This window comes from Asanoa ishikariensis, from assembly GCF_900107455.1.
In the GTDB taxonomy this organism is placed as follows: domain Bacteria; phylum Actinomycetota; class Actinomycetes; order Mycobacteriales; family Micromonosporaceae; genus Asanoa; species Asanoa ishikariensis.
On record NZ_FNQB01000004.1, the window covers coordinates 870,502 to 894,683 of the forward strand.

At 71.0% G+C, this 24,182-nt stretch carries 31 protein-coding genes; 12 read left to right on the forward strand and 19 right to left on the reverse strand.

Annotation, left to right across the window (positions count from 1 at the left end):
• Positions 1 to 33: 33 nt before the first annotated feature.
• Positions 34 to 249 (forward strand): 2TM domain-containing protein, encoded by a 216-nt coding sequence (locus tag BLV39_RS36770; RefSeq protein ID WP_090802927.1) that lies wholly within the window; start codon positions 34 to 36, stop codon positions 247 to 249.
• Here BLV39_RS36770 and BLV39_RS36775 read toward each other — a convergent pair.
• Positions 246 to 701, reverse strand: a complete 456-nt coding sequence (locus tag BLV39_RS36775; RefSeq protein ID WP_090802658.1) for an SMI1/KNR4 family protein — start codon at positions 699 to 701, stop codon at positions 246 to 248. The genes BLV39_RS36770 and BLV39_RS36775 overlap by 4 nt on opposite strands.
• A gap of 340 nt (positions 702 to 1,041) precedes the next feature.
• Here BLV39_RS36775 and BLV39_RS36780 point away from each other — a divergent pair, with 340 nt between their 5' ends.
• The 4 genes from BLV39_RS36780 to BLV39_RS36790 all read left to right on the forward strand — a co-directional run bounded on the left by BLV39_RS36780 (position 1,042) and on the right by BLV39_RS36790 (position 3,079).
• Positions 1,042 to 1,359: a hypothetical protein gene (locus BLV39_RS36780; RefSeq protein ID WP_090802660.1), complete on the forward strand. Its 318-nt coding sequence runs from the start codon at positions 1,042 to 1,044 to the stop codon at positions 1,357 to 1,359.
• Between the two features lie 197 nt (positions 1,360 to 1,556).
• A complete protein-coding gene (locus tag BLV39_RS36785; protein ID WP_239083506.1) occupies positions 1,557 to 1,811 on the forward strand; it encodes a hypothetical protein in 255 nt (84 codons plus the stop codon).
• Between the two features lie 40 nt (positions 1,812 to 1,851).
• Positions 1,852 to 2,163, forward strand: a complete 312-nt coding sequence (locus BLV39_RS43355; protein ID WP_176985255.1) for a hypothetical protein — start codon at positions 1,852 to 1,854, stop codon at positions 2,161 to 2,163.
• A 70-nt stretch (positions 2,164 to 2,233) separates the two neighbouring features.
• Complete coding sequence (locus tag BLV39_RS36790; RefSeq protein WP_176985256.1) at positions 2,234 to 3,079, forward strand: class I SAM-dependent methyltransferase; 846 nt, start codon at positions 2,234 to 2,236, stop codon at positions 3,077 to 3,079.
• An 8-nt stretch (positions 3,080 to 3,087) separates the two neighbouring features.
• Here BLV39_RS36790 and BLV39_RS36795 read toward each other — a convergent pair whose 3' ends face one another.
• Together BLV39_RS36795 and BLV39_RS36800 are read right to left on the reverse strand one after the other, a co-directional pair.
• Positions 3,088 to 4,074 (reverse strand): NADPH:quinone reductase, encoded by a 987-nt coding sequence (locus BLV39_RS36795; protein ID WP_090802666.1) that lies wholly within the window; start codon positions 4,072 to 4,074, stop codon positions 3,088 to 3,090.
• Positions 4,074 to 4,373: a hypothetical protein gene (locus BLV39_RS36800; RefSeq protein WP_090802669.1), complete on the reverse strand. Its 300-nt coding sequence runs from the start codon at positions 4,371 to 4,373 to the stop codon at positions 4,074 to 4,076. Before BLV39_RS36800 ends, BLV39_RS36795 begins: the two co-directional genes overlap by 1 nt.
• Before the next feature lie 110 nt (positions 4,374 to 4,483).
• On the opposite strand from BLV39_RS36800, the gene BLV39_RS36805 reads away from it, so the two are divergent.
• The 4 genes from BLV39_RS36805 (at position 4,484) to BLV39_RS36820 (ending at position 8,157) form a co-directional block, all read left to right on the forward strand.
• The gene (locus tag BLV39_RS36805) at positions 4,484 to 4,921 is read left to right on the forward strand and encodes a MarR family winged helix-turn-helix transcriptional regulator (RefSeq protein WP_090802671.1); all 438 of its coding nucleotides are present in this window, start codon (positions 4,484 to 4,486) and stop codon (positions 4,919 to 4,921) included.
• 26 nt (positions 4,922 to 4,947) lie between these two features.
• Complete coding sequence (locus tag BLV39_RS36810) at positions 4,948 to 6,072, forward strand: FAD-binding oxidoreductase (protein WP_176985257.1); 1,125 nt, start codon at positions 4,948 to 4,950, stop codon at positions 6,070 to 6,072.
• A gap of 7 nt (positions 6,073 to 6,079) precedes the next feature.
• Positions 6,080 to 6,676 (forward strand): TetR/AcrR family transcriptional regulator, encoded by a 597-nt coding sequence (locus BLV39_RS36815; RefSeq protein ID WP_143050048.1) that lies wholly within the window; start codon positions 6,080 to 6,082, stop codon positions 6,674 to 6,676.
• Positions 6,677 to 6,762: 86 nt separating this feature from the next.
• On the forward strand, positions 6,763 to 8,157 hold the full coding sequence (locus tag BLV39_RS36820) for an FAD-binding oxidoreductase (RefSeq protein WP_090802679.1): 1,395 nt from the start codon (positions 6,763 to 6,765) through the stop codon (positions 8,155 to 8,157).
• 3 nt (positions 8,158 to 8,160) lie between these two features.
• Here BLV39_RS36820 and BLV39_RS36825 read toward each other — a convergent pair whose 3' ends face one another.
• The 5 genes from BLV39_RS36825 to BLV39_RS36845 all read right to left on the reverse strand — a co-directional run bounded on the left by BLV39_RS36825 (position 8,161) and on the right by BLV39_RS36845 (position 12,869).
• A complete protein-coding gene (locus BLV39_RS36825) occupies positions 8,161 to 8,622 on the reverse strand; it encodes a hypothetical protein (RefSeq protein ID WP_090802681.1) in 462 nt (153 codons plus the stop codon).
• 15 nt (positions 8,623 to 8,637) lie between these two features.
• Positions 8,638 to 9,828, reverse strand: a complete 1,191-nt coding sequence (locus tag BLV39_RS36830; protein WP_090802683.1) for an ABC transporter permease — start codon at positions 9,826 to 9,828, stop codon at positions 8,638 to 8,640.
• Positions 9,825 to 10,520 (reverse strand): ABC transporter ATP-binding protein, encoded by a 696-nt coding sequence (locus tag BLV39_RS36835; RefSeq protein ID WP_090802685.1) that lies wholly within the window; start codon positions 10,518 to 10,520, stop codon positions 9,825 to 9,827. The genes BLV39_RS36830 and BLV39_RS36835 overlap by 4 nt, the downstream gene beginning before the upstream one ends.
• A complete protein-coding gene (locus BLV39_RS36840; protein WP_090802687.1) occupies positions 10,517 to 11,650 on the reverse strand; it encodes an efflux RND transporter periplasmic adaptor subunit in 1,134 nt (377 codons plus the stop codon). Before BLV39_RS36840 ends, BLV39_RS36835 begins: the two co-directional genes overlap by 4 nt.
• A 70-nt stretch (positions 11,651 to 11,720) precedes the next feature.
• The gene (locus BLV39_RS36845; RefSeq protein WP_090802690.1) at positions 11,721 to 12,869 is read right to left on the reverse strand and encodes an efflux RND transporter periplasmic adaptor subunit; all 1,149 of its coding nucleotides are present in this window, start codon (positions 12,867 to 12,869) and stop codon (positions 11,721 to 11,723) included.
• A 183-nt stretch (positions 12,870 to 13,052) separates the two neighbouring features.
• Here BLV39_RS36845 and BLV39_RS36850 point away from each other — a divergent pair, with 183 nt between their 5' ends.
• Entirely contained in the window at positions 13,053 to 13,571 is a 519-nt protein-coding gene (locus tag BLV39_RS36850; protein WP_239083505.1) for a hypothetical protein, read from the forward strand.
• 71 nt (positions 13,572 to 13,642) lie between these two features.
• Positions 13,643 to 14,032 carry a Rid family detoxifying hydrolase gene (locus BLV39_RS36855; protein ID WP_090802692.1) on the forward strand — a complete coding sequence of 130 codons (390 nt, stop codon included), beginning with the start codon at positions 13,643 to 13,645 and terminating at the stop codon, positions 14,030 to 14,032.
• Here BLV39_RS36855 and BLV39_RS36860 read toward each other — a convergent pair.
• The 10 genes from BLV39_RS36860 to BLV39_RS36905 all read right to left on the reverse strand — a co-directional run bounded on the left by BLV39_RS36860 (position 14,029) and on the right by BLV39_RS36905 (position 22,979).
• Entirely contained in the window at positions 14,029 to 15,174 is a 1,146-nt protein-coding gene (locus tag BLV39_RS36860; protein WP_090802695.1) for an LLM class flavin-dependent oxidoreductase, read from the reverse strand. The genes BLV39_RS36855 and BLV39_RS36860 overlap by 4 nt on opposite strands.
• Complete coding sequence (locus BLV39_RS36865) at positions 15,171 to 15,896, reverse strand: ABC transporter ATP-binding protein (protein WP_090802698.1); 726 nt, start codon at positions 15,894 to 15,896, stop codon at positions 15,171 to 15,173. The genes BLV39_RS36860 and BLV39_RS36865 overlap by 4 nt, the downstream gene beginning before the upstream one ends.
• Entirely contained in the window at positions 15,869 to 16,630 is a 762-nt protein-coding gene (locus BLV39_RS36870; protein ID WP_090802701.1) for an ABC transporter permease, read from the reverse strand. The genes BLV39_RS36865 and BLV39_RS36870 overlap by 28 nt, the downstream gene beginning before the upstream one ends.
• On the reverse strand, positions 16,627 to 17,583 hold the full coding sequence (locus tag BLV39_RS36875) for an aliphatic sulfonate ABC transporter substrate-binding protein (protein WP_090802703.1): 957 nt from the start codon (positions 17,581 to 17,583) through the stop codon (positions 16,627 to 16,629). Before BLV39_RS36875 ends, BLV39_RS36870 begins: the two co-directional genes overlap by 4 nt.
• A 94-nt stretch (positions 17,584 to 17,677) precedes the next feature.
• Positions 17,678 to 18,169 (reverse strand): beta-class carbonic anhydrase, encoded by a 492-nt coding sequence (locus BLV39_RS36880; RefSeq protein ID WP_090802706.1) that lies wholly within the window; start codon positions 18,167 to 18,169, stop codon positions 17,678 to 17,680.
• On the reverse strand, positions 18,166 to 18,513 hold the full coding sequence (locus BLV39_RS36885) for a CGNR zinc finger domain-containing protein (protein ID WP_176985258.1): 348 nt from the start codon (positions 18,511 to 18,513) through the stop codon (positions 18,166 to 18,168). Before BLV39_RS36885 ends, BLV39_RS36880 begins: the two co-directional genes overlap by 4 nt.
• Positions 18,510 to 19,631, reverse strand: coding sequence for an LLM class flavin-dependent oxidoreductase (locus BLV39_RS36890; protein WP_090802712.1), 1,122 nt, complete (start codon positions 19,629 to 19,631; stop codon positions 18,510 to 18,512). Before BLV39_RS36890 ends, BLV39_RS36885 begins: the two co-directional genes overlap by 4 nt.
• A 2-nt stretch (positions 19,632 to 19,633) precedes the next feature.
• Positions 19,634 to 20,956 carry an NtaA/DmoA family FMN-dependent monooxygenase gene (locus BLV39_RS36895; RefSeq protein WP_090802719.1) on the reverse strand — a complete coding sequence of 441 codons (1,323 nt, stop codon included), beginning with the start codon at positions 20,954 to 20,956 and terminating at the stop codon, positions 19,634 to 19,636.
• Positions 20,953 to 22,119 (reverse strand): LLM class flavin-dependent oxidoreductase, encoded by a 1,167-nt coding sequence (locus tag BLV39_RS36900; protein WP_090802721.1) that lies wholly within the window; start codon positions 22,117 to 22,119, stop codon positions 20,953 to 20,955. Before BLV39_RS36900 ends, BLV39_RS36895 begins: the two co-directional genes overlap by 4 nt.
• The gene (locus BLV39_RS36905; protein ID WP_204082672.1) at positions 22,116 to 22,979 is read right to left on the reverse strand and encodes a glutathione S-transferase C-terminal domain-containing protein; all 864 of its coding nucleotides are present in this window, start codon (positions 22,977 to 22,979) and stop codon (positions 22,116 to 22,118) included. The genes BLV39_RS36900 and BLV39_RS36905 overlap by 4 nt, the downstream gene beginning before the upstream one ends.
• Before the next feature lie 191 nt (positions 22,980 to 23,170).
• Between BLV39_RS36905 and BLV39_RS36910 the strand changes: the two genes are divergently transcribed.
• Positions 23,171 to 23,698, forward strand: coding sequence for a flavin reductase family protein (locus BLV39_RS36910; protein ID WP_090802932.1), 528 nt, complete (start codon positions 23,171 to 23,173; stop codon positions 23,696 to 23,698).
• A 33-nt stretch (positions 23,699 to 23,731) separates the two neighbouring features.
• On the opposite strand, the gene BLV39_RS36915 is transcribed toward BLV39_RS36910, so the two are convergent.
• Entirely contained in the window at positions 23,732 to 24,154 is a 423-nt protein-coding gene (locus BLV39_RS36915; RefSeq protein WP_090802725.1) for an RrF2 family transcriptional regulator, read from the reverse strand.
• Between the last annotated feature and the right edge of the window lie 28 nt (positions 24,155 to 24,182).

Genomic DNA, 24,182 nt, shown 5'->3' on the forward strand with positions numbered 1-24,182 from the left:
TCGTCGTCAAGTGCGCCGACCTACCGTGTGGCCATGAGATCGAAGATGAGCGATAACGCCGCGAGAATCGGGCTGTGGGTGCACGTTCTCTGCTACGTCGTCGGCATTGCGGCCCAGGTCGTGTTGTGGCGGCTGCTCACGCCGGACCACTTCTTCTGGCCCCTGTGGTCGTTCCTCGGCTGGACGATCGGCCTGGCCTTCCACTTCTGGGCCGTTCGCTCGGCGCAGACCATGCGCTCGCGCTACTAGGCCCGGCCGGCGTCGGCGAGCAGGAGGTTTCGCACGAGGGTCCACAGATCGCCAGCCACGACGTGGTCGAGGACGTCGTAGTCGCACTGGTCGACGAAGCCCACCTGCCCGGCCAGCTCCCCTGCGGTGAGAAGCACGTAGTAGTCACCGTTGCCGTCCCCGGCGACCGGTAGCCACCCGCGCTCCCGCCACCCGGGGAAGAGCTCCAGCATCGACGCGATGCTCGTCGCACCACCAGGTTGCCGCACCCCGTACAGCCCACCCGGGCCGATCACGTCGCCCTTGCACACCTGTAGCCACTCTTCGAGTTCGGGCGGCAGCGGAACGCCGACCGCCTCTCGCAGGTCGGCGATCTCAGCGTCGTCGGCGCCGCCCGGGAACGAAGCTCCAGGTTCTCGGACGGCTGCGAGCACGAGCCGGACGACCTGTTCGCGGGTCGATGTCGGTTCCATCGACACCGAAACTACCGTGGCACCTCCTTGGCGAGACCATCTGCATCACGCTGACGCCTCGACTAGAGCGTTAGCGAGCCGCCCGGCAACGCATCCACGTCGGAATGATGCACGCCGGCCGCACGGTCACCGTCGAGTCCGCTGACCACACCTTCCGGGTCTAACGACGGCAATGAGCTGATCACCGAGGTCGCCCGCACCACGACCAAAGCGGTCGCCCGGTTCAAGGTCCGCAAGCGCGAACCTCCACGCCCTCGCGACCCGGCACAATAGGCCGTGCCGTGTCCCCCAACGCATGCGAGCCAGGACATTGACTGACCCGGGTCCCAAGAAGTGCCACGTGCGCCTCCAGAACTCTGGCGCCACGCTACTCGAGCTCGTCATCGAACCCTGGGGCCGTGACTACTGGCTACGACCCGGTGAAGTCTTCGTCGTCTCCACGGCCGCTTCGCCAGATGACAACCTCTATCCCGGGACTACTCATCCCGACGAGCCATTCGAGGTGGACTACCGCCCACAGTCGATGACGGTGCACTGCAACGGTCTCAGCGCTGATGTCACCGACTCCCACGGCAATGAGCTCACCTGCGGCCACCAGCGGCCCGAGACGGCCGCCGAGGAATCGACCAACTCCTGGCTGACGTCCCCCGAACCATAACCAAGGCCATCGCCCGATTCAGGGTCCGCCAGCCTGAGCCGCCGCGCCAGCCGTCCAGACATCCCGGCAACGGGATTCACGCGGGATGATCAAGCGATGGAATCCGCTAGTCGGCTCACGATCGACGCACCGTTCGTCATCGTGCGGGAACCCACCTTCGTCGCACGATTCGTCCTCGGCCCGGGCAAATAGAGGCCGTGGACAACGTCGACGCGTTCGTCGACCTGCCCGATGGATCGAGCTGGGCACTCACGATCTTCACCGTCGACGAGGTACGTCGCCTGCTCCAGCACTGGGAGGCGACCGCTGAGGTTGTCCATGGCAGTTGCTTCTGGGTCGTCGACCAGCTCATCGTTCCCCGTCCAGGGATAGCGGCCATGGTCACCGCGATTCGAGAACTCGTCCGGAGCAAGGACATCACCCGAGTTGGCATCCCCAGCGACGAAAGCTGAGCCGCAGCACATAGCCCTCAGCGTCTGTAGGGTCGGCGATGTGCCAACCCTGATCGACGTGATCTCACATCTCGATGACATTCCTGCCGGTGACGGCTACTCGCCCGGTCCGACCATCTATGCACGACGGCCGTGGACCCTTGCCTCGGATGCGCTGGTTCTCACTGGCGACGACGTTCCTGACGGCGTCACGACCAAGTCTGGCCACGACTACCTGCTGGAGGTCCATCTCGCTCTGGAGGCCGTCGAGGTCTGGAGCGACTGGAGGGATGGCGCGACACCAACCCCGGAAGAGGCGACGATTGCCGTCATCTACTACGGCGAACACGACGCCTACCAGATACCGGAGTAGGGCAGTCAGCCATACGGGCCGTTCGAAAAACCCGTGGTGCATGCGTAGGGCCGCTCCTAGGCTGCGGCCCATGCCTGACACTCCCGCGCCTCGGGTCATGCGCAGCGTCGACGACGTCTATGGCGACACGTTCGACGACCAGGAGGTCGAGGCGGCGCTGAACGAGAGCCTGTCGCCGCGGAGCCTCAACGAGTTGCTGTTCGACCTGGTCGCGGAGACCGGCCTGCCGCCGGGTTCGGCCGTGCTGGATGTCGGTGCTCGCGAGGGGCGTTACTCCTTCGAGCTGTCGCGTCGTTTCGGGTTCACCGTGCGGGGTGTCGAGCCGGTCCGCCGTCACCTCGACAACGCGGCCCGCGACCTCGCCGCCTTCGCGGTCGAGGAACCCGAGGCCGCCGCCCGGGTCCGTATCGACGAGGGCGTCGCCGAGAAGCTGACCGACCCCAGCGGCTCGGTCGATCTGATCTGGTGCCGGGACGTGCTCGTACACGTCGAGGATCTGGAGACGGCATTCGGTGAGTTCCGCCGGGTCCTCAAACCCGGCGGTCGCGCGCTGGTCTTCCAGATGACCGCCACGGACTGGCTCACCCCGGCGGAGGCGGCGTTCCTGTGGCCACCGGCCGGCATCCACACCTCCAGCGTGGATCCGCAACGGATCGAGGCCGCGATCACCGGGGCCGGGCTGAGCATCGAGCAATGCATCGAGTTGCACGGTGAGACCCGCGAGCGCAGCGAGGAAGACGGCATCGCCTCCAGCTCCCAGCAGTTGCTGTGGGTGTCGCGTTTGCTGCGCAACCGTGCTGCCTACGAGGAGCGGTTCGGCACCATCGCGTACGAGTACCTGCTCACCGACAGCCTGTGGGGCGTCTACCAGATGATCGGCAAGCTGAACCCGCGGATCTACGTGCTGTCGGTCTGAAAGGCGCGCTAGGCCTCGATGTCCACGACGACCCGGCCCCGCGATGCGCTGTGTTCCGCGAGGTCGTGTGCGTCGGCGATGTCCGCCAGCGGCAGGCGGGCGGCGATCGGGTAGCGCAGGTCGCCGGCCACCAGCGCGGCCGTCAGGTCCTTCGCGGCGGCCTTGTTCGCCTTCTCCGGGAAGTCGTCGTTGCTCAGGAACCGGACCGTGAGGTTCTTGAAGCCGAGCTGCCAGAACGGGATGCGCGGCTCGGTCGCGCCCGTCGCGTACGCGGCGACCACGCCGTTGTAGTCCAGGATCTCCAGGTTGGTCGCCAGGTTCGTGTCGAAGGCGAGCTCGGCCACCCGGTCGACCGGTTCGCCGCCGGTGTGTTCGAGGATCCGGGCCGCCACGTCGCCGGAAGCGGTGTCGACGGCCTGGTGTGCGCCCGCCGCCAGGGCCTGGTCGATCTGGTCCGGTGTGTGCACCGTGGCGATCACGGTGGCGCCGCCCCGGCGGGCCACGGCCACCGCGGCGCGGCCGACCGCCCCCAGCGCTCCCGAGACGACCACCCGCTGGTCCGTCACCGGACCGTCGGCGAAGATCGCCCGGTGGCCGGTGATGCCCGGGATGCCGAGCCCGGCCGCCTGGTCGTCCGGCACCCCGGAAGGCAGCGGCACGGCGTGGTGGGCCGGGACCACCGTGTACTCGGCGGCGGTCCCGAACGGGCGGTACGACTGGGCCAGGTAGACCCACACCCGCTCGCCGATCCGGGACCGGTGGATGCCCGGTCCGACGGCGTCGATCGTCCCGGCGCCGTCGCCGTGCGGGATGACCCGGGGGTACGGCATGGTCGACCCCCACCAGCCCTGCCGTTTGCCGATGTCGCCGACGTGGACCCCGGAGACCGACACCTTGACGCGGACCTCGCCCGGGCCCGGCTTCGGATCCGGGAGCTCGCCGACCTCGAGCACCTTATGTGCCGGGCCCTGCCGGTCGTACCATGCCGCGCGCATCAGGCATCTCCCTCGAAGCCGTCGGTGCCTTCCTCGGAGCTGATCACCTCGGCGATCGCCTCGAAGAACGCCTGGATGCCGGGCCGGTTGGCTCCGCGGCGCCGCGACTCGGCGAAGTCCTCGTGGGTGTTCCACAGGACGATGTCCAGCCACTCCTCGGCGTTCAGGCGGATCAGTCGCGCGCCGAGGAAGCCGGCGCGGTCACTCTCGAAGTCGCGCAGCATGGCCGGTCGTGCGGCCAGCAGCGCGTCGGCGCGTGCCTCGGGCACGCGGAAACGGGTCAACTCGACTGTGCTCATCGCTCCTCGATCCCTCCGTGGTACCCGCAAAGATAGTCCAGAACCGTGACTATCACAAATGGGGACCATCACGTAGTTGTACTAAGCTGGAGTGGTCGACGGGAGAGCGGATGAAACGCAGCATGCACAAACGGCAGGACCCTGACCTGGGGGTACTGGCCGCGAACCTGCTGTTCGACCTGCAGCGGGAGCTGTTCGGCCGCAGTGCCGAGGCGGGCTTCGACGACCTGCGGCCCCGGCACGGCGCCGTCACGGCCTACCTCGACGAGGAGGGGATCCGGCCGGGCGAGCTCGCGCAGCTCTCCGGCCGGCACAAGCAGACCGTCGGCGCCATCATCGACGAGCTCGAGGATCTCGGATACCTGCGGCGCGAGTCGGATCCCGCCGACCGCCGGGCGAAACTGATCATGCCAACCGAGCGTGGTCGCGCGCTGATGCGCTACTCCGACATGGTGGTCGCCGAGATTGAAACCCGGCATGCGGGGGTGCTCGGCCCGGAACGGTACGAGGAGTTCAAGGCCAGCCTGCGGGCGATCACGCGGGCGTGACGACAGCAACATTGCAGGTCAAAGGCTTGCCCGGCGGATTCGGTACGGAGATACCGTATTTCCATGCCGAACACTCCGGAACTGCTGGCCGCGCACGGGTCGAAGCGGGTGTCCACTGGGGACAGGTCGTCGAAGCGGCCGCCAAGCTCGGCCTTGCGCCGCTCGCCGGCTCCTCACCACAGGTCGGCGTCGTCGGCTACACGTTGGGCGGCGGCGTGAGCGTCTCGATGGGACGGGCCTTCGGGTACGCGGCCGACCACGTCCAGGCGGTCGAGGTCGTGACCGCGGACGGCGCGCTGCGCCGCGTCACCCCGGATTCCGACCCGGGCCTGTTCTTCGCCCTCCTCGGCGGCAAGGGCAACGTCGGTGTCGTCACCGCGCTGGAGTTCGACCTGTTCCCGGTCGCGGAGCTCTACGCGGGATCGCTCCAGTTCGCGGGGGAGCACGCGGCCGACGTGCTCCGCGCGTACCACCTGCTCACTGCCGCGGCGACCGACGAGCTGACGTCGTCGATCGTCTTCCTGCGGGCGCCGGACCTGCCGTTCGTTCCCGAGTTCATGCGCGGCAAGCTCACCGTGTTCGTCCGCCTCGCGTACCTCGGCACCGACGGCGACACACTGGTCGCGCCGCTGCGGGCCGCCGCCCCCGTGCTCGTCGACACCCTGACCACGATGCCAGTGGGAGACATCGCCGCCATCGCCAACGACCCGAGCGACCCGGGCACCTCGGTCGAGCACTTCGCCATGCTCGACGAGCTGTCACCGTCCGCGATGGACGCGATCCTCGAGCTCACCGACTCCGCACAGGGCCCCACGCTGGTCAACCTGACCCAGCTCGGCGGCGCGTTCGGAAGGCCGGCGCGATACCCGAACGCTGTGCGCCGTGACGTCGCCTTCGCCCTGTTCGCGCTGACCGTCGTGCCGCCCGGCGCACCGGCCCTCGCGCACGACCCGGGGTTGGCGCTGACCAACCGGCTCGCCGGCCCGACGGGCAAGAAGCATCCCAGCTACCTGGCACCGGCCGACGCGTCGGTCGCGGGCGTGCGGCTGGCCTACGACGATGCGACCTATGAGCGGCTCCGGACCGTGAAGACCACCTGGGACCCGCAGAACATGTTCCGCTGGAACTACAACATCCCGCCCCGGGTATAACTCCGTGGTGACGCGACGACGGCGGGCCGGCGGGACCAAGCGGATGGCTGTCCTGGACGCGGTGGCGACCGTGCTCGCCGCGCGCGGATACGAGAACACGCGGTTCACGGACGTGTCGCTGGCCAGCGGCGTCGCGATCAGCACGCTCCAGAACTACTTCGGGTCGCGGGAGGACATGGTCATCGAGGCCATGGAGGCCTTCACCGACCGCGAGGTGGTCGCGCTGGAAGCGGTGTCCGAGGCCGAGCCCGACCCGTGGCGGCGGCTGGTCGCCCTGGTGGACCGGAGCCTGCACAACTCGGAGAGCGCCCGGCAGGTCCTCGTCGAGTTCTGGCGGTTCGCCATGCGCGACGACGACCTCGGCCAGCACAGCGCGCACGTACGCACGCGTTACCGGGAGCCGTTCCTGGCCGCCGTGCGTGAGGGCATCCAGCGCGGCGACTTCACGCCCGCACACGACGCCGAGGCCGTGACGGACCTGCTGCTGGCGAGCCTGGCTGGGCTGACCCTGTTCGCCGTGCAGCGCGGACCCGCGCCGTCGCCCGAAGAGCTGCGCGAGGTCCTGCTGTCCCAGCTCAGATCGATGCTGGGCGGCAAGGGCTGACGCTGGATACCGTCGAGGCACGTCCCCCCGGTCGGATCTGCTCCACGCCCGCGTGAAGCGGGCAACGAGATCAGAAGGGGCTTCGGATGACGTACGTTATCGATCGGGCCGATCTGGGGCGGCTGGCTTCGCAGGTCGCCGGCCCCGTCCTCGCCCCCGGCGACGCGGACTACCCGGCGGAGACCGCCACCTGGAACGAGACGCTGGTCGAACGGCCGGCGGTCGTGGTCGGTGCCACGTCCACCGCCGACGTGCAGGCCGCCGTGCGCTTCGCGGCCGCCAACGACCTGCCCGTCGCCGCGGTCGCCACCGGGCACGGCGCGGTCGTGGCCTCCGACGGCGCCGTCATGGTCAACCTGCGCCGGCTCAAGGACATCGTCGTCGACACCCCGACGCGGTCGGCGACCATCGGCGGCGCGGTCACGGCCCAGCCCCTGATCGACGCGGCGTTCCCGGAAGGCCTCGCACCGCTGGCCGGCTCGTCGCCCAACGTGGGCGTGGTCGGCTACGCCCTCGGCGGCGGGCTGAGCGCGACGCTGGGCCGCACGTACGGCTGGGCCGCCGACCATGTGCGGTCCGCCGACATCGTCACCCCGGACGGCGAGCTCCGGCACATCGACGCCGCACACGAGCCGGACCTGTTCTGGGCGATCCGCGGCGGCAAGGGAAACTTCGGCGTGGTCACCTCGCTCGACCTCGACCTGGTGCCGATGACGGAACTGTATGGCGGTGGCATCTACTTCGCCGGCGAGCACGTCGAACCGGTGCTCGACGCGTTCCGCCGGCTGGTCGCCGCTTCGCCGCAGGAGCTGACCCTCTCGTTCGCGTTCATGCGGTTGCCCGACCAGCCGGACGTGCCGGAGCCGCTGCGCGACCGGTTCACCGTCCACGTGCGGGTCGCCTATCTGGGGCCGCCCGCCGAAGGCGAACGGCTCATCGCGGACCTGCGCGCCACCGCGCCCGCCCTGATCGACACGGTGACCGAGATGCCGTACACGGGGATCGCCGCCATCCACCAGGACCCGCTCGATCCGGTGCCGACGTACGAGGTGTCGGCCCTGCTCAGCGACTTCCCGGCGGACGCCGAGCAGGCGCTGATCGACGTCGCCGGACCGGACGCCGACACCCCGGCCGGGATGATCGAGATCCGCCAGCTCGGCGGCGCTCTCGGCCGCGACCCGAGCGTGCCGAACGCCGTCGGCAACCGGGACGCCGGTTTCCAGCTCTTCGGCGGGGCGTTCGGGACCGGACCCGGCCTGGCGGAGCAGTTCCGTGCCCCGTTGGCCGCGATCTCCGGCGCGCTGGCCCCGTGGTCGACCGGCCACCAGCAGGCGAACTTCCTGACCGGCTACGACCTCGCGCCCGATGCGGTGGCGCGGGCGTACGAGCCGGACACCTACCACCGGCTGCGCGAGGTCAAGCGGTCCTACGACCCGCGCAACCTGTTCCGGATCAACCACAACATCCCGCCGGAGACCTGAGTCCTACTTGGACCTGGTCACCGAGGTCGCCGCTGTCGAGCCGTCGGCGCCGCCCTGGACGCTGACCTTGTCGCCGGCCTTGAGGTCCTTGAGCTTGCCGGGTATCGCGACGGTGGTCGCGCCGTCGGTGCGGACGGTGACGACCTCGCCCGCCGCCGTCTCGACGTAGACGGTGGTGCCGTCGACGAGCTTCACGGTGCCGGTCGTCGTCTCGCCGGAGCCGGAACCGCTGTTTCCGGTGCCGCCACGGGCCGCTCCGCCGCCCGGGAACGCCGTCGGCGGGGTGAACCCGCCCTGGCCACGGAACCCGCCGCCGCCCGTGGGCTGCTCACCGTACGCCTTCTGGACCTCGATGCCCGTCGCGAAGCCGCCGACCAGCAGCAGCGCCACCGCCAGGACGACGGTCCACCGGTTCCACCAGCGACGGCCGGCCGCGGCGGCGAGCTGTGCGTCCAATGTGGTCACGCGATTCTCCCGGTGTCACTCGTAGCGGAGGGCGTCGATGGGACGCAGGCGGGCGGCCCGGTTCGCGGGGACGCTGCCGAAGAAGAGGCCGATCGCGACGGAGACGCACAGCGCCAGCGCGACGGAGCTGGGGACGATCACCGGGCGCACGCCGACGATCGTGAAGTGGCTGCCGATGAGCGCGGCCGCCACGCCCAGCCCGCCGCCGAGCAGGCTCAGCATCGTGGCCTCGGCGAGGAACTGCGTCAGGATCACCCGGCGGGGCGCGCCCAGAGCCTTGCGGATGCCGATCTCGCGGGTCCGCTCGGTCACCGTCACCAGCATGATGTTGGTGATGCCGATGCCACCGACCAGCAGGCTGATCCCGGCGACCGCGCCGAGCAGCGTGGTGAACGTGTCGGCCGTCTCGCTCTGCGTCTCCAGCAACTGGGAGGCGTTCTGGATCCGGTAGGGCTGGCTCGTCGAGCCCGCCGGGACGTGGACCCGTTGCGACAGGATCAGCGAGACCTGTGACTGCGCGTCGGCCACCTGCTCCGTCGAGCCGGCCTCGACGACGATCGAGTTGTAGGCGCCGTACCCGGTCAGGGTCTGTTGGACCGCGGTGAGCGGGGCGATCGCGAGGTCGTTGGCGTCCATGAAGCCGGACGCGCTGCTCTTCTCGTCCAGCACGCCGACGACGGTGAACAGCGCGCCGCTGACGGTGAGCTCCTTGCCGACCGGCTCGACGCCGGGGAACAGCTCCTCGGCGACGGTCCGGCCGATGACGACGACCCGGCGGCCCTGCGCGACGTCGTCGTCGGTGAACGCCGAACCGGTGCCGACGGGGGAGTTGGACGCGCCGAAATAGCTCGGGTAGCTGCCGACGAACTGCTGCACCGCGTGGTCAGTGCCCTGGTAGGTCAGCGTCGCCTGCGTGCTCACGACCGGTGACACCGAGGTGACGTCGGGCGCGAGCACCGGGTCGTGCAGCGCCTGCGCCACCGCCGGGGTGAGGACCTGGTCTCCGCCGACGCCCTGCACGGTCAGCGTCTTGGTGCCCAGTGCCTCGATCCGTTGCGCGACCTCGCGGGCCGAGCCGTTGCCGACCGCGACGAGCAGGATCACCGCGGCGACACCGATCAGGATGCCGAGCATGGTCAGGCCGGAGCGGAGCTTGTTGGCGCCGATTCCGCGTACGGCGAAGCGCAGCACCTCGAAAAGGCTCATGTCAGGATCCGCTCTTGCCAGATGTCGGAGGCGATCTGTCCGTCGAAGAGCCGGATCAGTCGGCTGGCCCGGGCGGCCACGTCGGTCTCGTGGGTGATCAGGACGATGGTGCGGCCGGCCGCGTGCAGGTCGTCGAAGATGCGCAGGATGTCCTCCGTGGACCGGCTGTCGAGGTTGCCGGTCGGCTCGTCGGCGAGGACCAGGGCGGGCTCGGTGACCAGCGCCCGGGCCACCGCGACGCGCTGTTGCTGCCCGCCGGAGAGCTGGTTGGGCTCATGGCCGGCCCGATCGGCGAGGCCGACCATGTCCAGGGCCACCAGCGCGCGACGGCGGCGCTCGGCCGGCTTGACGCCCGCGTACGCCAGCGGAAGCTCCACATTGGCCACGGCGGTCGTACGCGGGATCAGGTTGAACGACTGGAAGACGAACCCGATGCGCCGGTTGCGGACGAGGGCGAGCTGACGGTCGTTGAGGCGGCTCACGTCGACGCCGTCGAGCAGGTACCGACCGGTGGACGGGATGTCCAGGCAGCCCAGGATGTTCATCAGGGTCGACTTGCCGGAGCCGGACGAGCCCATGATGGCCACGTACTCGCCGCGCTCGACGTCGAGGGAGACTCCGCGCAGGGCGTGCACGGTGGCGGCGCCGTCGCCGTACACCTTGGTGACCGCGCGGACGTCGAGGACGGTCACCGCCCGCCTCCGGTGCGACCGCCACCGGTCCGTCCGCCGCCGGGGAAGCCTCCGCCACCCGGGAAGCCGGGTCCGGTGAACCCGCCCTGGTTGGACGTCGTCGACGGCAGGGTGACCACCACCTGCTCACCGGCTGCGAGACCGTCCTTGATCTCGGTCGTGGCGTCACCCTTCAGCCCGATCTCGACCGCGCGGACGACCCGCTGGCCGTTCTCCATGACGGTGACCGTGTGTCGGTTGCCGGCGCTGGTGACGGCGGCCGAGTTGACGTAGACGACGTTGTCGGCCTGCCCGACGGTGACCGACACCTTGACGCTCTGCCCCGCCCGCACCCCGTCGGGCAGCTCGTCGAGGGTGAAGGTCACACCGTAGGTCACGACGTTGTTCTCGGACGTCGCGTTGGGGTCGACGGTGGCGAGCGCGCCGGTGGTCTCGGCAGCCGGCAGCGCGTTCCAGGTGATGGTGCCTTCCTGGCCGGTCTTGAGCTTCGTGGCGTCGGTCTCGGAGACCTCGGCGGCGACTTCGAGCTTGGTGAGGTCGGCGATGTCGATGAAACCTGTGGTGTCCTTCGAGCTCGTTCCGGAGGCCGACCCGCCGACGGTGCCGTTGACCGCGGTGATCGTGCCGGCTTTCGGCGCTTTGAGGGTGGCGCCGGCGACACCGTCCTCGGCCTCCTCGACGGCGGCGTCGGCCTGGCTCACCTGGGCCTCGGCCTCGGAGGTGTCGCTGTCGGCGTCCTCGGCCCGGTCGAGCGCGGCCTGTGCGGCGTCCTGGTCGGCCTGGGCGGCGTCGAGCTTGCGTCGCGCGGCGGTGTCGTCGACCGTGGCCAGCACCTGGCCCTTCTTGACCTTGTCGCCGACCTTCACACGGATGTCGGTGACCGTCCCGGACGTGTCGAACGAGGCGCTCGCGGTCGAGGCGCTCCGCACGGTGCCGTCCGCGGAGACCGTGGCGGTCACGGTGCCCTCTGCGGCGGCGATGGTGCGGGTGTTGCCCGACGCCGACTCGGCTGCCTCGGCCTTGCCGAAGGAGGTGTACGCCCATGCGGCCGTGCCGGCCACCGCCAGCGCGAGCACGACGTTGACCACGAGCGCGGGCGGCAGGCCCGGTCTCGGAAGGGATCGGCGCATGCGCGACAGCTTGGAGGCGCTGCCTCGGAGCCAGCCTCGCGCCACCTCAAAGCCACCTGGGAACTAGGGCCTAGGGGGTGACCACTTCGTCGCCTTCGACGAGGCCGGTCTTTATCTCCGTGTACTGGTCGCCGCGCAGGCCCACCTCGACACTGCGGGTCTGGTCGCCGGCCGCCGTCCGGACCACCGCGCTGCCGTCGCCGTGCACCGCTGACGAGGGCACCCGCAGGACGCCGGTGGCCTCGCCCGTGGTGACACGTACGTTCGCGCTCTGGCCCACCAGCAGGTCGGCGGGGTTCTCGTCGAAGGCGAGCACCACGCCGTAGCGGACCAGGTCGCCGTCGGCGGTGCCGACCGGGCTGACCTGGACGACGCGGGCGGTCAGGTCGTCGCCGGGCCGGTTGGCCAGCGTGACGGTGGCGACCTGGCCGACCTTGAGACGGTTCGCGTCGGCCTCCGGGAAGTCGGCCGCGACCTGCATGCCGGCGACGTCGGCCACCGACACGAAGGTGCTGCCGGCGCCGACGTCCGTGCCGACCACCCCGGCGACCGTGAGGACCTTGCCGGCGATCGGTGCCTTGATCCTGGTGCCGGCGAGTTGGTCCTGCGCCTCGGCGAGCGCGAGGTCGGCGCTGTTCACCCGTTGCTGCGCGGAGAGCAGGGGGTCGCCGCCGCGCTGGTTGGTGCAGCCGCCGTCACGCGTGGCGTGGGTGGGTTGGCTCGACGGCGGCGCGGTCGGGCGGTGGGTGGGTGACGGGGACGTCGTCGGGCGGCCGGTCGGTGTCGGTGTGGCTGACGGCGACGGGCTCGGGCTCGTGCGGAAGGCGACCGTGCAGGTCGTCGTCCCGGCGTCGTCCGCCTTGTCCAGGGCGTCCCGCGCGTCGTCGAGCTTCGCCCGGGCGTCGTCCACGCGCTCCCGTGCGCCGGTGGCGTCGATCTCGGCGAGCACCTGGCCGGCCTTCACCTGGTCGCCCGGGCGCACCTTGACGACGGTCACCGTGCCGGCGGTGGCGAAGCCGAGGGTGCGGGTCTGGGCGGGTTCGAGCGATCCCGTCGTCGCGACGGCGCTGACCACGTCGCCGCGGTCCACCCTTGCCGTGCCCTTCGCGGTCGACGGTGCCGGATCGGCTCTGGTGAGCGCGTACGCGCCTGCCGAGGCCGACCCGACGACCAGCACCACGAGGCCGCATACGGCCCAAGTCTTCCGGCGTACGCCCATGAGCCGCGAGTCTCGGCGGTCCACCTCGCAGGCCGCTGAGTCGTACCTCGGAGTTTGCTCAAAGCCGATTCGAAGGTTCTTCCGAGCTTGGCCTGACGGCGCGTGGAGGTTGCCGCGGTCCCATGGGCCGGCGTGCCGCGGACGTCAACCCCACCCCGCGGCACGTCCAAGAATGGAGGACCTGTGTCTGCCCGCTCTGCCTGGACGCTCGCGCTGGTCGTCGGTTCCGCCGTCCTGTTGCTGGCGGCCGGTTGCGGCTCCGACGGTGATGCTGAGGCCGCGGCCCCGGGACCGGCCGGGTCGTCGGCGTACCTGGACTGTCTGCGCGAGCACGGCATCGCCAACCTGCCGTCCGGCCGTCCCCGGGCGTTTCCCTCCGGCCGTCCGACCGCCTTCCCGTCCGGCCGTCCCACGGCGTTCCCGTCCGGGCGGATGGGTGGCGGCTTCCGACCGGAGGGCGTCGACGACGCGACCTGGCAGAAGGCGCAGGAGGCCTGTGGGTCGTTGCGGCCGACGGGTGGCCCCGGCGCCAACGGTCGCGGTCCGAGCGCCGGCAACCGCCAGGCCGGCGCGGCGTATCGCAACTGCCTCGCCGACCACGACGTCGACCTGAGCGCCAACCCGAGCACGGCCGACCCCAAGGTCGCGCAGGCCATGCAGGCGTGCGCCGTGCTCCGTCCGACCGCGACCGCGACCCCGTAACGGTCTTGAACCCGACTTCATCGGGCGGCGCGACTCCCTAGAGTTCGGTGCGACTCACGGGAGGGACAACGATGACGCGACAAGCGATCTCGAGTGACGGTGCACCGGCCGCGCTCGGGCCGTACAGCCAGGCGATCGTCGCCAACGGGTTCGTGTTCTGCTCCGGCATGGCCGGGATCGACCCCGCCACCGGGGCGATCCCGGAGGGGATCGAGGCACAGACCGAGCAGGCGCTGCTCAACCTGGGCGCCGTCCTCGCCACCGCCGGCGCTTCCCTGGCCGACCTGGTGAAGACGACGATCTTCTACGCCGACGTGAACGACTTCGCGCGGCTCAACGCCGTCTACGCCCGGCACATGCCCGATCCACCTCCGGCCCGCTCCGCGCCCGCCAACGTGCGGCTGCCGCACGGCCTGCTCGTGTCCATCGAGGCGATCGCGGTGCTGCCCGACCAGACCTAGCGTGCGGCTCCGGCGAACGGGACGGCGGGCTTTTCGTCGGCCTGGTCGCCCGCCGGGTGCTGCCAGAGTCCGCGCGCCCGCAGGATCGGCAGCACTCCTTCGCCGAACCAGTACGCCTCTTCGAGGTGGGGGTGGCCGGACAGGATGAACTCGTCGATGCCGAGGTCCGCGTACTCGATGATGCGGTCGGCCACTTCCTGGTGGCTGCCGACCAGTGCGGTCCCCGCGCCACCGCGCACCAGCCCGACACCGGCCCACAGGTTCGGGGCCACCTCGAGGCTGTCACGGCGGCCGCCGTGCAGCGCCAGCATCCGCTTCTGTCCTTCCGACTCGCTCTGGGCCAGGCCCGCCTGCACGGTCGCGATGTCGGCGTCGTTGATCCCGTCGAGCAGCTTGCGGGCCTGCGCCCAGGCTTCCTCGGACGTGTCGCGGGTGATCACGTGCAGCCGGATGCCGAACCGGACCGGGCGCGTGCCGGCCAGACCGCGGATCCAGTCGAGCTTGCGGGCCACCGCGTCGGGCGGCTCGCCCCAGGTCAGGTATACGTCGGCGTGCTTGGCCGCCACGTCGCCGGCGGCGGGGGACGATCCTCCGAAGTAGATCGGTGGGACCGGATCGGGCACGCGGGGCAACACCGCGCCTTCGACCGTGATGTGTTGGCCGGTGTATGTGACCTGTTCGCCGCGCCAGAGCCGGCGGGCGACCTCGAGGAACTCGTCGCAGCGGGCGTAGCGGGCGTCCTTGTCCAGGAAGTCGCCGTAGGCACGCTGCTCGTGGGCCTCGCCGCCGGTGACGACGTTGAGCAGCAGCCGTCCGTCGGAGTGCCGTTGGAAGGTGGCGGCCATCTGTGCGGCCAGGGTCGGTGAGAGCAGGCCGGGGCGGAAGGCGACCAGGAACTTGAGCCGCTCGGTCGCCTCGACGAGGGTCGCGGTCGACAGCCAGGCGTCCTCGCACCAGGCTCCGGTCGGGGTGAGGGCGCCGACGAAACCGAGTTGCTCGGCGGTACGCGCGATCTGGCCGAGATAGGCGCGGGTGGCGGGGCGGGCGCCGCCGGCGACGCCTGCGGGCAGGCCGTGTCCGCCGCCGACGATGTGGCGGCTGTCGCCGTAGGTGGGCAGGAACCAGTGGAACGTCAGGCTCATGGTGCGATTTCCTCCAGGACGGGTACGCCGAGTCGAGCCAGCAGGCGCCGGCGGAGCACGCCGAAGCCCGAATGGTCGGGGGTGCGCGGGTGGTCGAGATCCACGGCGATGTCCTCGGCGATGACGCCGCCGTCGAGCAGAAGGATGCGGTCGGAGAGCAGGAGCGCCTCGTCGACGTCGTGGGTGACGAACAGCGCCGAGAACCCGTGCTCGGCCCGCAACCGGCCGAAGAGTCCCTGCATCCGCAGCCGGGTCAGCGCGTCGAGGGCACCGAACGGCTCGTCGAGCAGGAGCAGGTCCGGTTCCCTGACGAGCGCCCGCGCGAACGCGACCCGTTGCGCCTGGCCGCCGGAGAGCTCCGCCGGCCAGGCGCGCTCCCGGTCGGCGAGGCCGACCTCGGCCAGGGCGGCGGCGACGCGGCGTGGCACGTCGCCGGTGAGCCCGAGGCCGACGTTGGCGGCGACGCGTTTCCACGGCAGGAGGCGGTGTTCCTGGAAGACGACGGCGCTGCGGCCGTGACGGGTGATCGTGCCGGTGGCGTCGGGGTCGAGGCCGGCCAGTGCCCGCAGCAGCGTGCTCTTGCCGGACCCGCTGCCACCGAGGAGCGCGACGACCTCACCGCGGCGAATCATGATGTCCACACCGGACAGTACGACCGACGCCCCGAATGCCCGCCGGACGTCGAAACCGGCGATCAGCTCGCCTTCAGCCCGACCCGCCATGCGAGGGCCCTCCGTTCCACAGCGCGCAGGATCAGGTCGGAGGCCAGGCCCAGCAACCCGTAGACGAACAGGCCCAGGACGACGACGTCGATCTGGCTGAACTCGCGGGCCTCCATCATCATGAAGCCGATACCGCTCTGCGCCGCGACCTGCTCGCCGACGACGAGGCTGAGCCAGGCGGCCGCGATCGCGAGGCGCAGCCCGAGCAACAGCGACGGCAGCGAGCCGGGCAGCACGACGTGGCGCACCCGGGCCAGCGTCGACAGTCCGCAGGTGCGGGCCGCCTCGACCAGGCGCTCGTCGACGTCGCGGATGCCGGCGTAGGTGTTGAGGTAGAGCGGGAAGAACGCGCCCAGGGCGACCAGGGTCACCTTGAGCGACTCGTCGATGCCGACCCAGACGATCACGAGCGGCACGAGGGCGAGGTGGGGGAGCATGCGGGCCATCTGCACGGGTGGGTCGACGAGGTCGTCACCGAGCCGGATGAGGCCCGCGACCGTGCCGAGGAGGACGCCGAGGGCGCCGCCGATGGCCAGGCCGAGGGCGGCGCGGGTCAGCGAGTCGCCGAGGTGTTCCCCGAGGTCGCCCGACCGGGCCAGTCGCCAGCCGGTCTCCAGCACGGTGCTGGGCGCGGGCAGCTTCGCCGGCGGGATCAGCCCGCCCCGGCTGGCCGCCTCCCACGCGAGGAGGACGGCCACCGGAGTCAACGCCCGCCGCCAGCGGCGAGCCGTCACCGGAACACGTCCGCGTACGTCTCGTCCACGCGCGACTTGATGTCGACCGGCTCCGGGATCAGCTCGAGCTTGGCGAAGCCGTCGGCGATCGTCTGGATCTCGGCCCCGATGGTCGCGTCGACCGGCGCGAGCGGCTTGGCACTGCGGCTCAGCGCCCGCGCGGTGACCGCTTCGTCGATCTTCAACTCGGGCGCCAGCACGCGGGCGCGTTCCTCCGGGTTGGCGATGCCCCAGTCCGTCGTCTCGCGATAGGTCCGCAGGAACGACTCGAGCTGTGTGCCCTTGCCGGTCAGGGCGTCGGGTGCGGCCAGGATGTACTCGCGGTTGTTGACGAGGTTGGACGCGTCGACCAGCACCTTCACGCCCGGCTGTTCGGCCAGTGCGAAGTAGGGATCCCAGATGATCCAGGCGTCGACCTGGTCGTTGTCGAAGGCGGGGCGCCCCTCGGCCGGCTTGAGGTATTTGACGGTGATGTCGTCGAGCGTCATCTTGTTGGCTTCCAACAGTTTCACCAGCAGCCAGTGCACGTTGGAGCCTTTGTTGAGGGCGACGGTGCGGCCCTTGAGGTCGGCGAACGAGGTGAACCCGCTCTTCTCCTTGACCAGCACCGCCTCGCCCTGCGGGATGGGCTGGCTCGTGCCGATGATGCGGAAGTCGGTCTTTCCCGCGGCGGCGAAGATGGGCGGCGCCTCGCCGGTCTGTCCGACATCGATGCTGCCGGCCTTGAGTGCCTCGGTCAGGGCCGGCCCGCTCTCGAACAGCGACCAGGTGACGTCGGGTGCGGCGGCGCGGGCCTTGACCAGCGCGAGGCCGCCGAAGCGCTGGTAGCCGACCCGCAGCGGGTCGCCGTCGCCGGCCGCCGCGGCGTCGTCACCGCCGCAGGCGGTCAGTGCACCGGACACGGCGGCGAGCACGAGCGCGAGGACGAGCCTCTTCATGACGGACCGGCGCATGCGGCAGCTCCCGAGAACTAGATATCTCCTATCGGATTTGTAGGTTAACGGCCGAGCGATGTCCGGGCAATGCCGATCCCACGCGGTGGATGGGCTACTTGACCTCGTGCAGCTTGCCGGTGTGCACGTCGTAGACGAAGCCGCGGACCGAGTCCTTGACGGGGATGAACGGGTCCGCCTGGATGCGCCGGATCGACTGGCGCACGTCCTCGTCGAGGTCAGTGAACGCCTCGGCCGCCCAGGCCGGCTTCTGACCGGTCTCGGCCTGGATGCCGGCCTTGAACGCGTCGTCGGTGAAGGTGAGCATCCCGCAGTCGGTGTGGTGGATCAGGATGATCTCGGTGGTGCCGAGCAGCCGCTGGCTGATGGCGAGGCTGCGGAGCTGGTCGGCGGTGACGACGCCGCCGGCGTTGCGGATCACGTGGGCGTCGCCCTCGGAGAGGCCGAGCAGCCCGTAGGGGTTGAGTCGCGCGTCCATGCAGGCCACGACGGCCACCTGGCGGGCCGGAGGCAGGGGCAGGTCGCCCTTGTCGAAGCTGTCGGCATAGCGGGCGGCGTTGGCGATCAGTTCGTCGGTGGTGGTCATCGGGATCGGGATCCTTCCGTCAGCGGGGTGTACGACCGGGTGTGGGCCAGCCGGGCGCGGTGCTTCTGGACGTGGGTGCGGGTGGCGCAGCGTTTGCCGCAGAACCGGCGTACGCGGCCGGTCGTCGCATCGAGGAACATCGTCCCGCAATGCTGGCCCGCGCACACGCTCAGGCGGTCGACGCCGTGCTGGCAGAGCCAGAGGGACAGGCCGAGGACCGCACCGGCCAGAAACTCGTCAGCCGCGCTGCTACCGCGGGCGTCGACGCGCAGATGGCGGTTCTCGCGCGCCGTACCGACGATCGACAACCGCGTGCCGAACCGGGCCGTGCTCGGGCGGCTCAATGTCCGAACCATTCGTCGGCGAGCAGTTCGAAGCTGCGTACGCGGTCGGAGTGGTCGTGGGTGATCGTGGTGACCAGCAGCTCGTCGGCCCGGGTCACGCTGGCCAGGACCCGCAGCCGCTCGGCGACCGCGGCCGGGTCGCCGACGAACTGGGTGTCCAGCCGGTCCTGCACGAGCGCCTGGTCGTCGTCGGTCCACGGCGCGGCGGCCGCCTCCGCCGGGGTGGGGAAGGGGATCGCGCCGCGGCCCGTGCGGATGCTGTGCACCCACAGCTTGTAGGGCGAGGCGAGGTGTTGCGCCGTGGCTTCGGTGGGTGCGACGACCACGTCGGCGGAGACGAGCACGTACGGCTTGTCGAGCACGGCGGAGGGCCGGAACGCGGCCCGGTACGCGTCGACCGCCTCGAGTACGGTCGCGGGGCTGACGTGGTAGTTGGCCGCGAACGGCAGGCCCCGCTCGCCGGCGACCGTGGCGCTCTGGCCGGCGCTGCTGCCGAGAATCCAGAGCTCCACCTTGGCGCCCTCGCCGGGTGTCACGTGCACCTCAATGCCGTCGCGGGCGTAGCTGCCGTCGATCAGCGCCTGGATCTCCTCGACGATGACGGCGAGGTCCGGCGACTGGGCACCCGGTTGCTGCAACAGTGCGGCGAAGGCACCGAACTTGGGCGAGGCGACGAGCTTCGAGAAGTCGAACGGCGCGGGGATCAGCAGGCCGTCGACGACGTGCGCGGGCTTGGGCTCCGGGGGAGGGCCGGCGAGCGAGTTGATGGCCTCGGATCGCCGTTGCCCCGAACGGCCCAGGCCGAGATCGATCCGGCCGGGGTGGACGGCGTCGACGAGGCCGAAGCTCTCCACGATGGACAGCGCGGTCTGATGGCCGACCTGCACTGCGCCCGAGCCGACCCTGATCCGCTGCGTGGCGGCGGCGATGAGTCCGATCAGCACGGCGGGCGCGGCGCTGGCGACGCCGTCGGTGAAGTGGTGCTCGGCGACCCAGTACCGGTTGTAGCCGAACGCCTCGGCCCGTTGGGCGAGGTCGATGGTGTTGCGCAGCGCCTGCCCGGCGTCGGAGCCCGACGGCACGGGCGCGAGGTCGAGGATGGACAGGGGGATGGACATGCTCAGACCTCCAGGCCGAGGTGGCCGCGCAGCGTGCTGGTGGCGTAGTCGGCCCGGAACACGCCGCGCTCCTGGAGCAGCGGCACCACCGTGTCGACGAAGTCGTCGAGCCCGCCGGGCACGATGTGCGGCACGAGGATGAAGCCGTCCGCCGCGTCGTTCTGCACGAACTCGTCCAGCGTCGCGGCGACCGTGGCCGGCGTGCCGATGAAGGTCTGTCGCCCGGTGACCTCGATGATCAGGTCCCGGATCCCCAGGTTCTTGGCCTCGGCCATGGCCCGCCATTCACGGGCGGTGGCGACGTGGTCGTCGAAGAGCCGGGTGCGGCCCTTGATGATGCTGTCGTCGTCGGCCACCGGGTCGAAGGCGGGCAGCGGCCCGTCGGGGTCGTGGTCGCTGAGGTCCTTGTTCCAGAGCTGCTCCAGGAGCAGGATCGCGGTCTGCGGGCTGACCTGCTGGCGGCGGATGTGGTGGGCCTTGTCGCGGGCCTCGGCCTCGGTGTCACCGAGCACGAACGTGCTGGCGGGCAGGATCTTGAGCTCGTCGGGATGCCGGCCGTACGCGGCCATGCGCCCCTTCACATCGGCGTAGAACGCCTTCCCGGCCTCGAGCGTCCCGTGCCGGGAGAAGATCGCGTCGGCGTCGCGGGCGGCGAACTCCCGGCCGGGATCCGAGTCGCCGGCCTGGATGATCAGCGGCCGGCCCTGCGGGCTGCGCGGCACGGTGAAGTGGCCGTGGATCTCGACGTGCTGGCCCGTGTGGGAGAAGGCACCCGGGTCGCCGTGCCGGGCGAAGACGCCCGCCGCCGCATCGGCGACAAGCTCGTCCGCCGGCCAGGTGTCCCAGAGCTCCCGGGCGGTCCGCAGCACCTCGGCGGCGCGGGTGTACCGGTCCGCCCGTTCCAGGTAGCCGCCGCGCCGGAAGTTCTCGCCGGTGAACGCGTCCGAGGTGGTCACGACGTTCCAGCCGGCCCGCCCGCCGGTGAGGTGGTCCAGCGAGGCGAGCTTACGGGCGAGCTCGTACGGCTCGTTGTAGGTGGCGTTGACGGTGGCGGCCAGCCCGAGGTGACTGGTCACGGCGGCCAGACCAGCCAGCAGCGTCACCGAGTCGGGCCGGCCGACCACGTCGAGGTCGTGGATCAGCCCGCGCTGCTCGCGCAGCCGCAACCCTTCGGCGAGGAAGAAGAAGTCGAACTTGCCCCGCTCGGCGGTACGCGCGAAGCGCGCGAACGAGTCGAAGGCGATCTGGCTGCCGGACGCCGGGTCGCTCCAGACCGTGGTGTTGTTGACGCCCGGAAAGTGCGCGGCCAGGATGATCTGCTTCATGCGGCGCCTCCGGTGGTCGCGTAGCGATTGGCCGCCGCCCGCAGCCCGAGGTGGCCGCGCAGCGTGGTGGCGGTGTAGTCGGTGCGGAACGCCCCGTGGGCGCGCAGGATCGGCAGCAGCCCGTCGACGATCGCGCTCAGGTCGGCCGGCAGCACACCCGGCCGCAGCCGGAAGCCCTCGATGCCGGCGGTCCGCCAGTCCAGGAGCAGGTCGGCCAGCCCGGCCGGGTCACCGACGTACGTGTGCGCGTCGCTGGCGTACCCGGGGTCGATCCGGTCGAGGCGGGCCTTGCGGTCGGGATCGAGGAACACGGTGACGTCGGCGAACACCTTCAGCTCGTGGGCCGCGGGCAGGGATCGGACCTCGGCCACGATCCGGGCCGCATCGTCCGTGGAGGTCGGGGTCACGTAGACCACATCGGCGGACGCGGCGGCGAACTCGTACGGGACGCGGGCATGCGCGAGCGCGGTCACCACCGGCTGCCCCTGCGGCGGCCGCGGCGTGATCGACGGTCCCTTGACGCTGAAGAACCGACCGGTGAAGTCGACGTAGTGCAGCTTGTCGCGGTCGACGAACCGGCCGGTGGCCACGTCGCGGATCTCGGCGTCGTCCTCCCAACTGTCCCAGAGCCGCCGGACGGCCTCGACGTGGTCGGCGGCCTCGGCGAACCGTTCGGCGATGAACGCCGCAGTGGCCGGGTCGTCGGCCGCGATCGGGTCGATGGTGGGGAACTGGCGGCGCCCGAAGTGGTCGGCCTCGCCGGGGCGGGCGGACACCTGGGGCCGCCAGCCGGCGCGGCCGGTGCTCAGGTAGTCGAGGGTGGCGAGCTGGGTGGAGACGTGGAACGGCTCGGTGTGGGTGACGGTCACCGTCGGCACCAGCCCGATCCGGCTGGTCACGGGCGCGGCGCGGGCCGCGACGAGCAGCGCGTCGAGGCGGCCCTTGACCCGGTCGGCGCGTCCGTCGAGGCCGTCGAAGCGGCTGGATTGCAGGCCGAGCGCGTCTTCGATGGTGACGAAGTCGAGCTTGCCGCGTTCGGCCGTGCGGACGAGGTCGAGCCAGTAGTCGGGGTCGAAGAGCGCGCCGGCCCGGGCGGTGGCGTCCCGCCAGGCCGCCGGGTGCCAGCCGGCGCCGTCGAGCGCGACGGCAAGGTGCAGCGTCATGCGGACACACCCGTCCAGTCGGGCTGTTCGGCGCCGGGTCGGGTGAAGGCCGCGAAGTCGGTCGTGTCGCGGAAGGCGGGGAGCGTGTAGAGGCGCCGCGCGTACGCCCAGAGGTGTGGGAACTCGGGCAGTCCGGGGTGGATCGCGCGGTCGGCGTTGGGTCCGACGTCGTAGCGGACCAGGGTGACCCAGAGCCGGATGTCCGCGAGGGTCACCGTGTCGCCGACCAGGAAGGGCTGGGTCGCGAGCCGCTCGTCGAGCCGGGCGAAGGCGTCGAGCAGGGCGGCGCGGGCACTGGTGCCGGCGGGTCCGGCCGTGGTCGCCGCGGCTACGCCGTGGTTGATCGCCGGGCCGATCCAGTCGTCGAGGGCCTCGATCTCCGCGCGCAGCCGCACCGGGAAGACGTCGACCTCGGCGTCGAACCGGGTCGCGAGGTCGACCTCGATGGCCGCGTGGGTGTTGCTGACGACCTGCCGGGTCGCGCGGTCCCAGAGCGTGGGCACGGAGACCAGTCCGGTGAAGCCCGGTTCGGTCGCCTCGTAGGCCTCGCGCAGCAGCGTGAACCCGTTGACGGGGTCCGGGCCGTAGCTTTCGCGGAACGCCCAGCCGCGGCCGTCGCGTTCGTTGTCGACGTAGGAGACGCTGACCACGTGGGTCAGGCCGGTCAGGGCCCGGGTGATGGTGACGCGGTGGGACCACGGGCAGAACCAGCCCGCGTAGACGTGGTAGCGACCGGGCTCGGGCGGAAACGGGCCGTCGGGGGCGATCCGGCCGCCGAAGCGGTAACGGGGCTCGGACGTGTCGAACCGGTAGGAACCGTAGACCGCCGTGTCGGCGGGACTGGCCAGGGGGAGTGCCACGGGCACCTCCGTAAGGACCGGGGCGGTTAGCCTACTAATCCTACTGACTTACTAGGTTATGGTCCAGGGGTCAGCCGGCGTTTGTCGGAGGACGCCAATGACCACCCCGGATCCGTTGACTGCCCGGCGATCTCGTTGCTGGACTGGCGCCGGCACCCGGTCCGCCAATGCTCAACGCGGGAGGCGCTTCGATGACCGTCACCTCCGTACCCACGGATGATTTCGCCGTGGAGCCCGCTCTGTTCCGCAGCCTGCTGCGCCACCACGCGGCCGGTGTCGTCGTGGTGACGGCGCCCGGCGCGCCCCCGGCGGGCTTCACCGCCACCTCGTTCACCTCCGTGTCGCTCGACCCGCCGCTCGTCTCGTTCGGCATCGCCCACACCGCGTCGGCCTGGCCGGCGGTCCGGGCGGCCGGCACCGTCGCGGTCCACGTGCTGGGCGAGCACCAGGAGGACGTCGCGCGGACCTTCGCGACCAGCGGCATCGACCGGTTCGCGGCGCACGGCTCGTGGCAGCCGGGTCCGGACGGGGTGCCGCTGCTGGATGGTGCCCTGGCCCGGATCGTCTGCCGGATCGCCGGCTCGGTCACCGCGGGCGACCACACGATCGTGCTGGCTACCCCGGTGCACGGCGAGCACGTCGGGGGAGACGAGCAGCCGCTGCTCTACCACGCGGGCCGCTACGCCGACCTGCGCCACCGCTACCGGCGCGCGTCATAGCCCGGCGAAGGCCCAGGCACCCGGAAGCAGGCTTCAGTCCCGGCAGGACTCTCGGGCGGCGACCAGGTCGGCCAGCGTGACGCGGTCGACGACGGCGGCGATGGAGTCCTCGACTGACTGCCACAGCGTGGTGAGGTTGGCGTTCGCGTCAGCGCGGTAGTCGACGTCGTCGAGGGAAAGCCCGCGCACGGTGGTGAGCGATCCCTGGATCGTCCGCAGGATGTCGCCGACGCTGATCTCGGCGGCGGGCCGGGCCAGCACGTACCCGCCGACGAAGCCCCGCTGGCTGGTCAGCAGGCCGCCGCGGCGCAGGTCCGCCAGGATGGTGGGAATGAAGCTCTGGGGGATGTTCTGCCCTTCGGCGAGGCGCGCGCTGGAGATGAAGCCTTCTCCCGCGTGCAGGGCGGCGCCGATCATCGCCTTGACGGCGTAGTCGCTGCGGGCCGAGATCTGCACCGATCGGTTCCTTCCAGGCAGGACAACC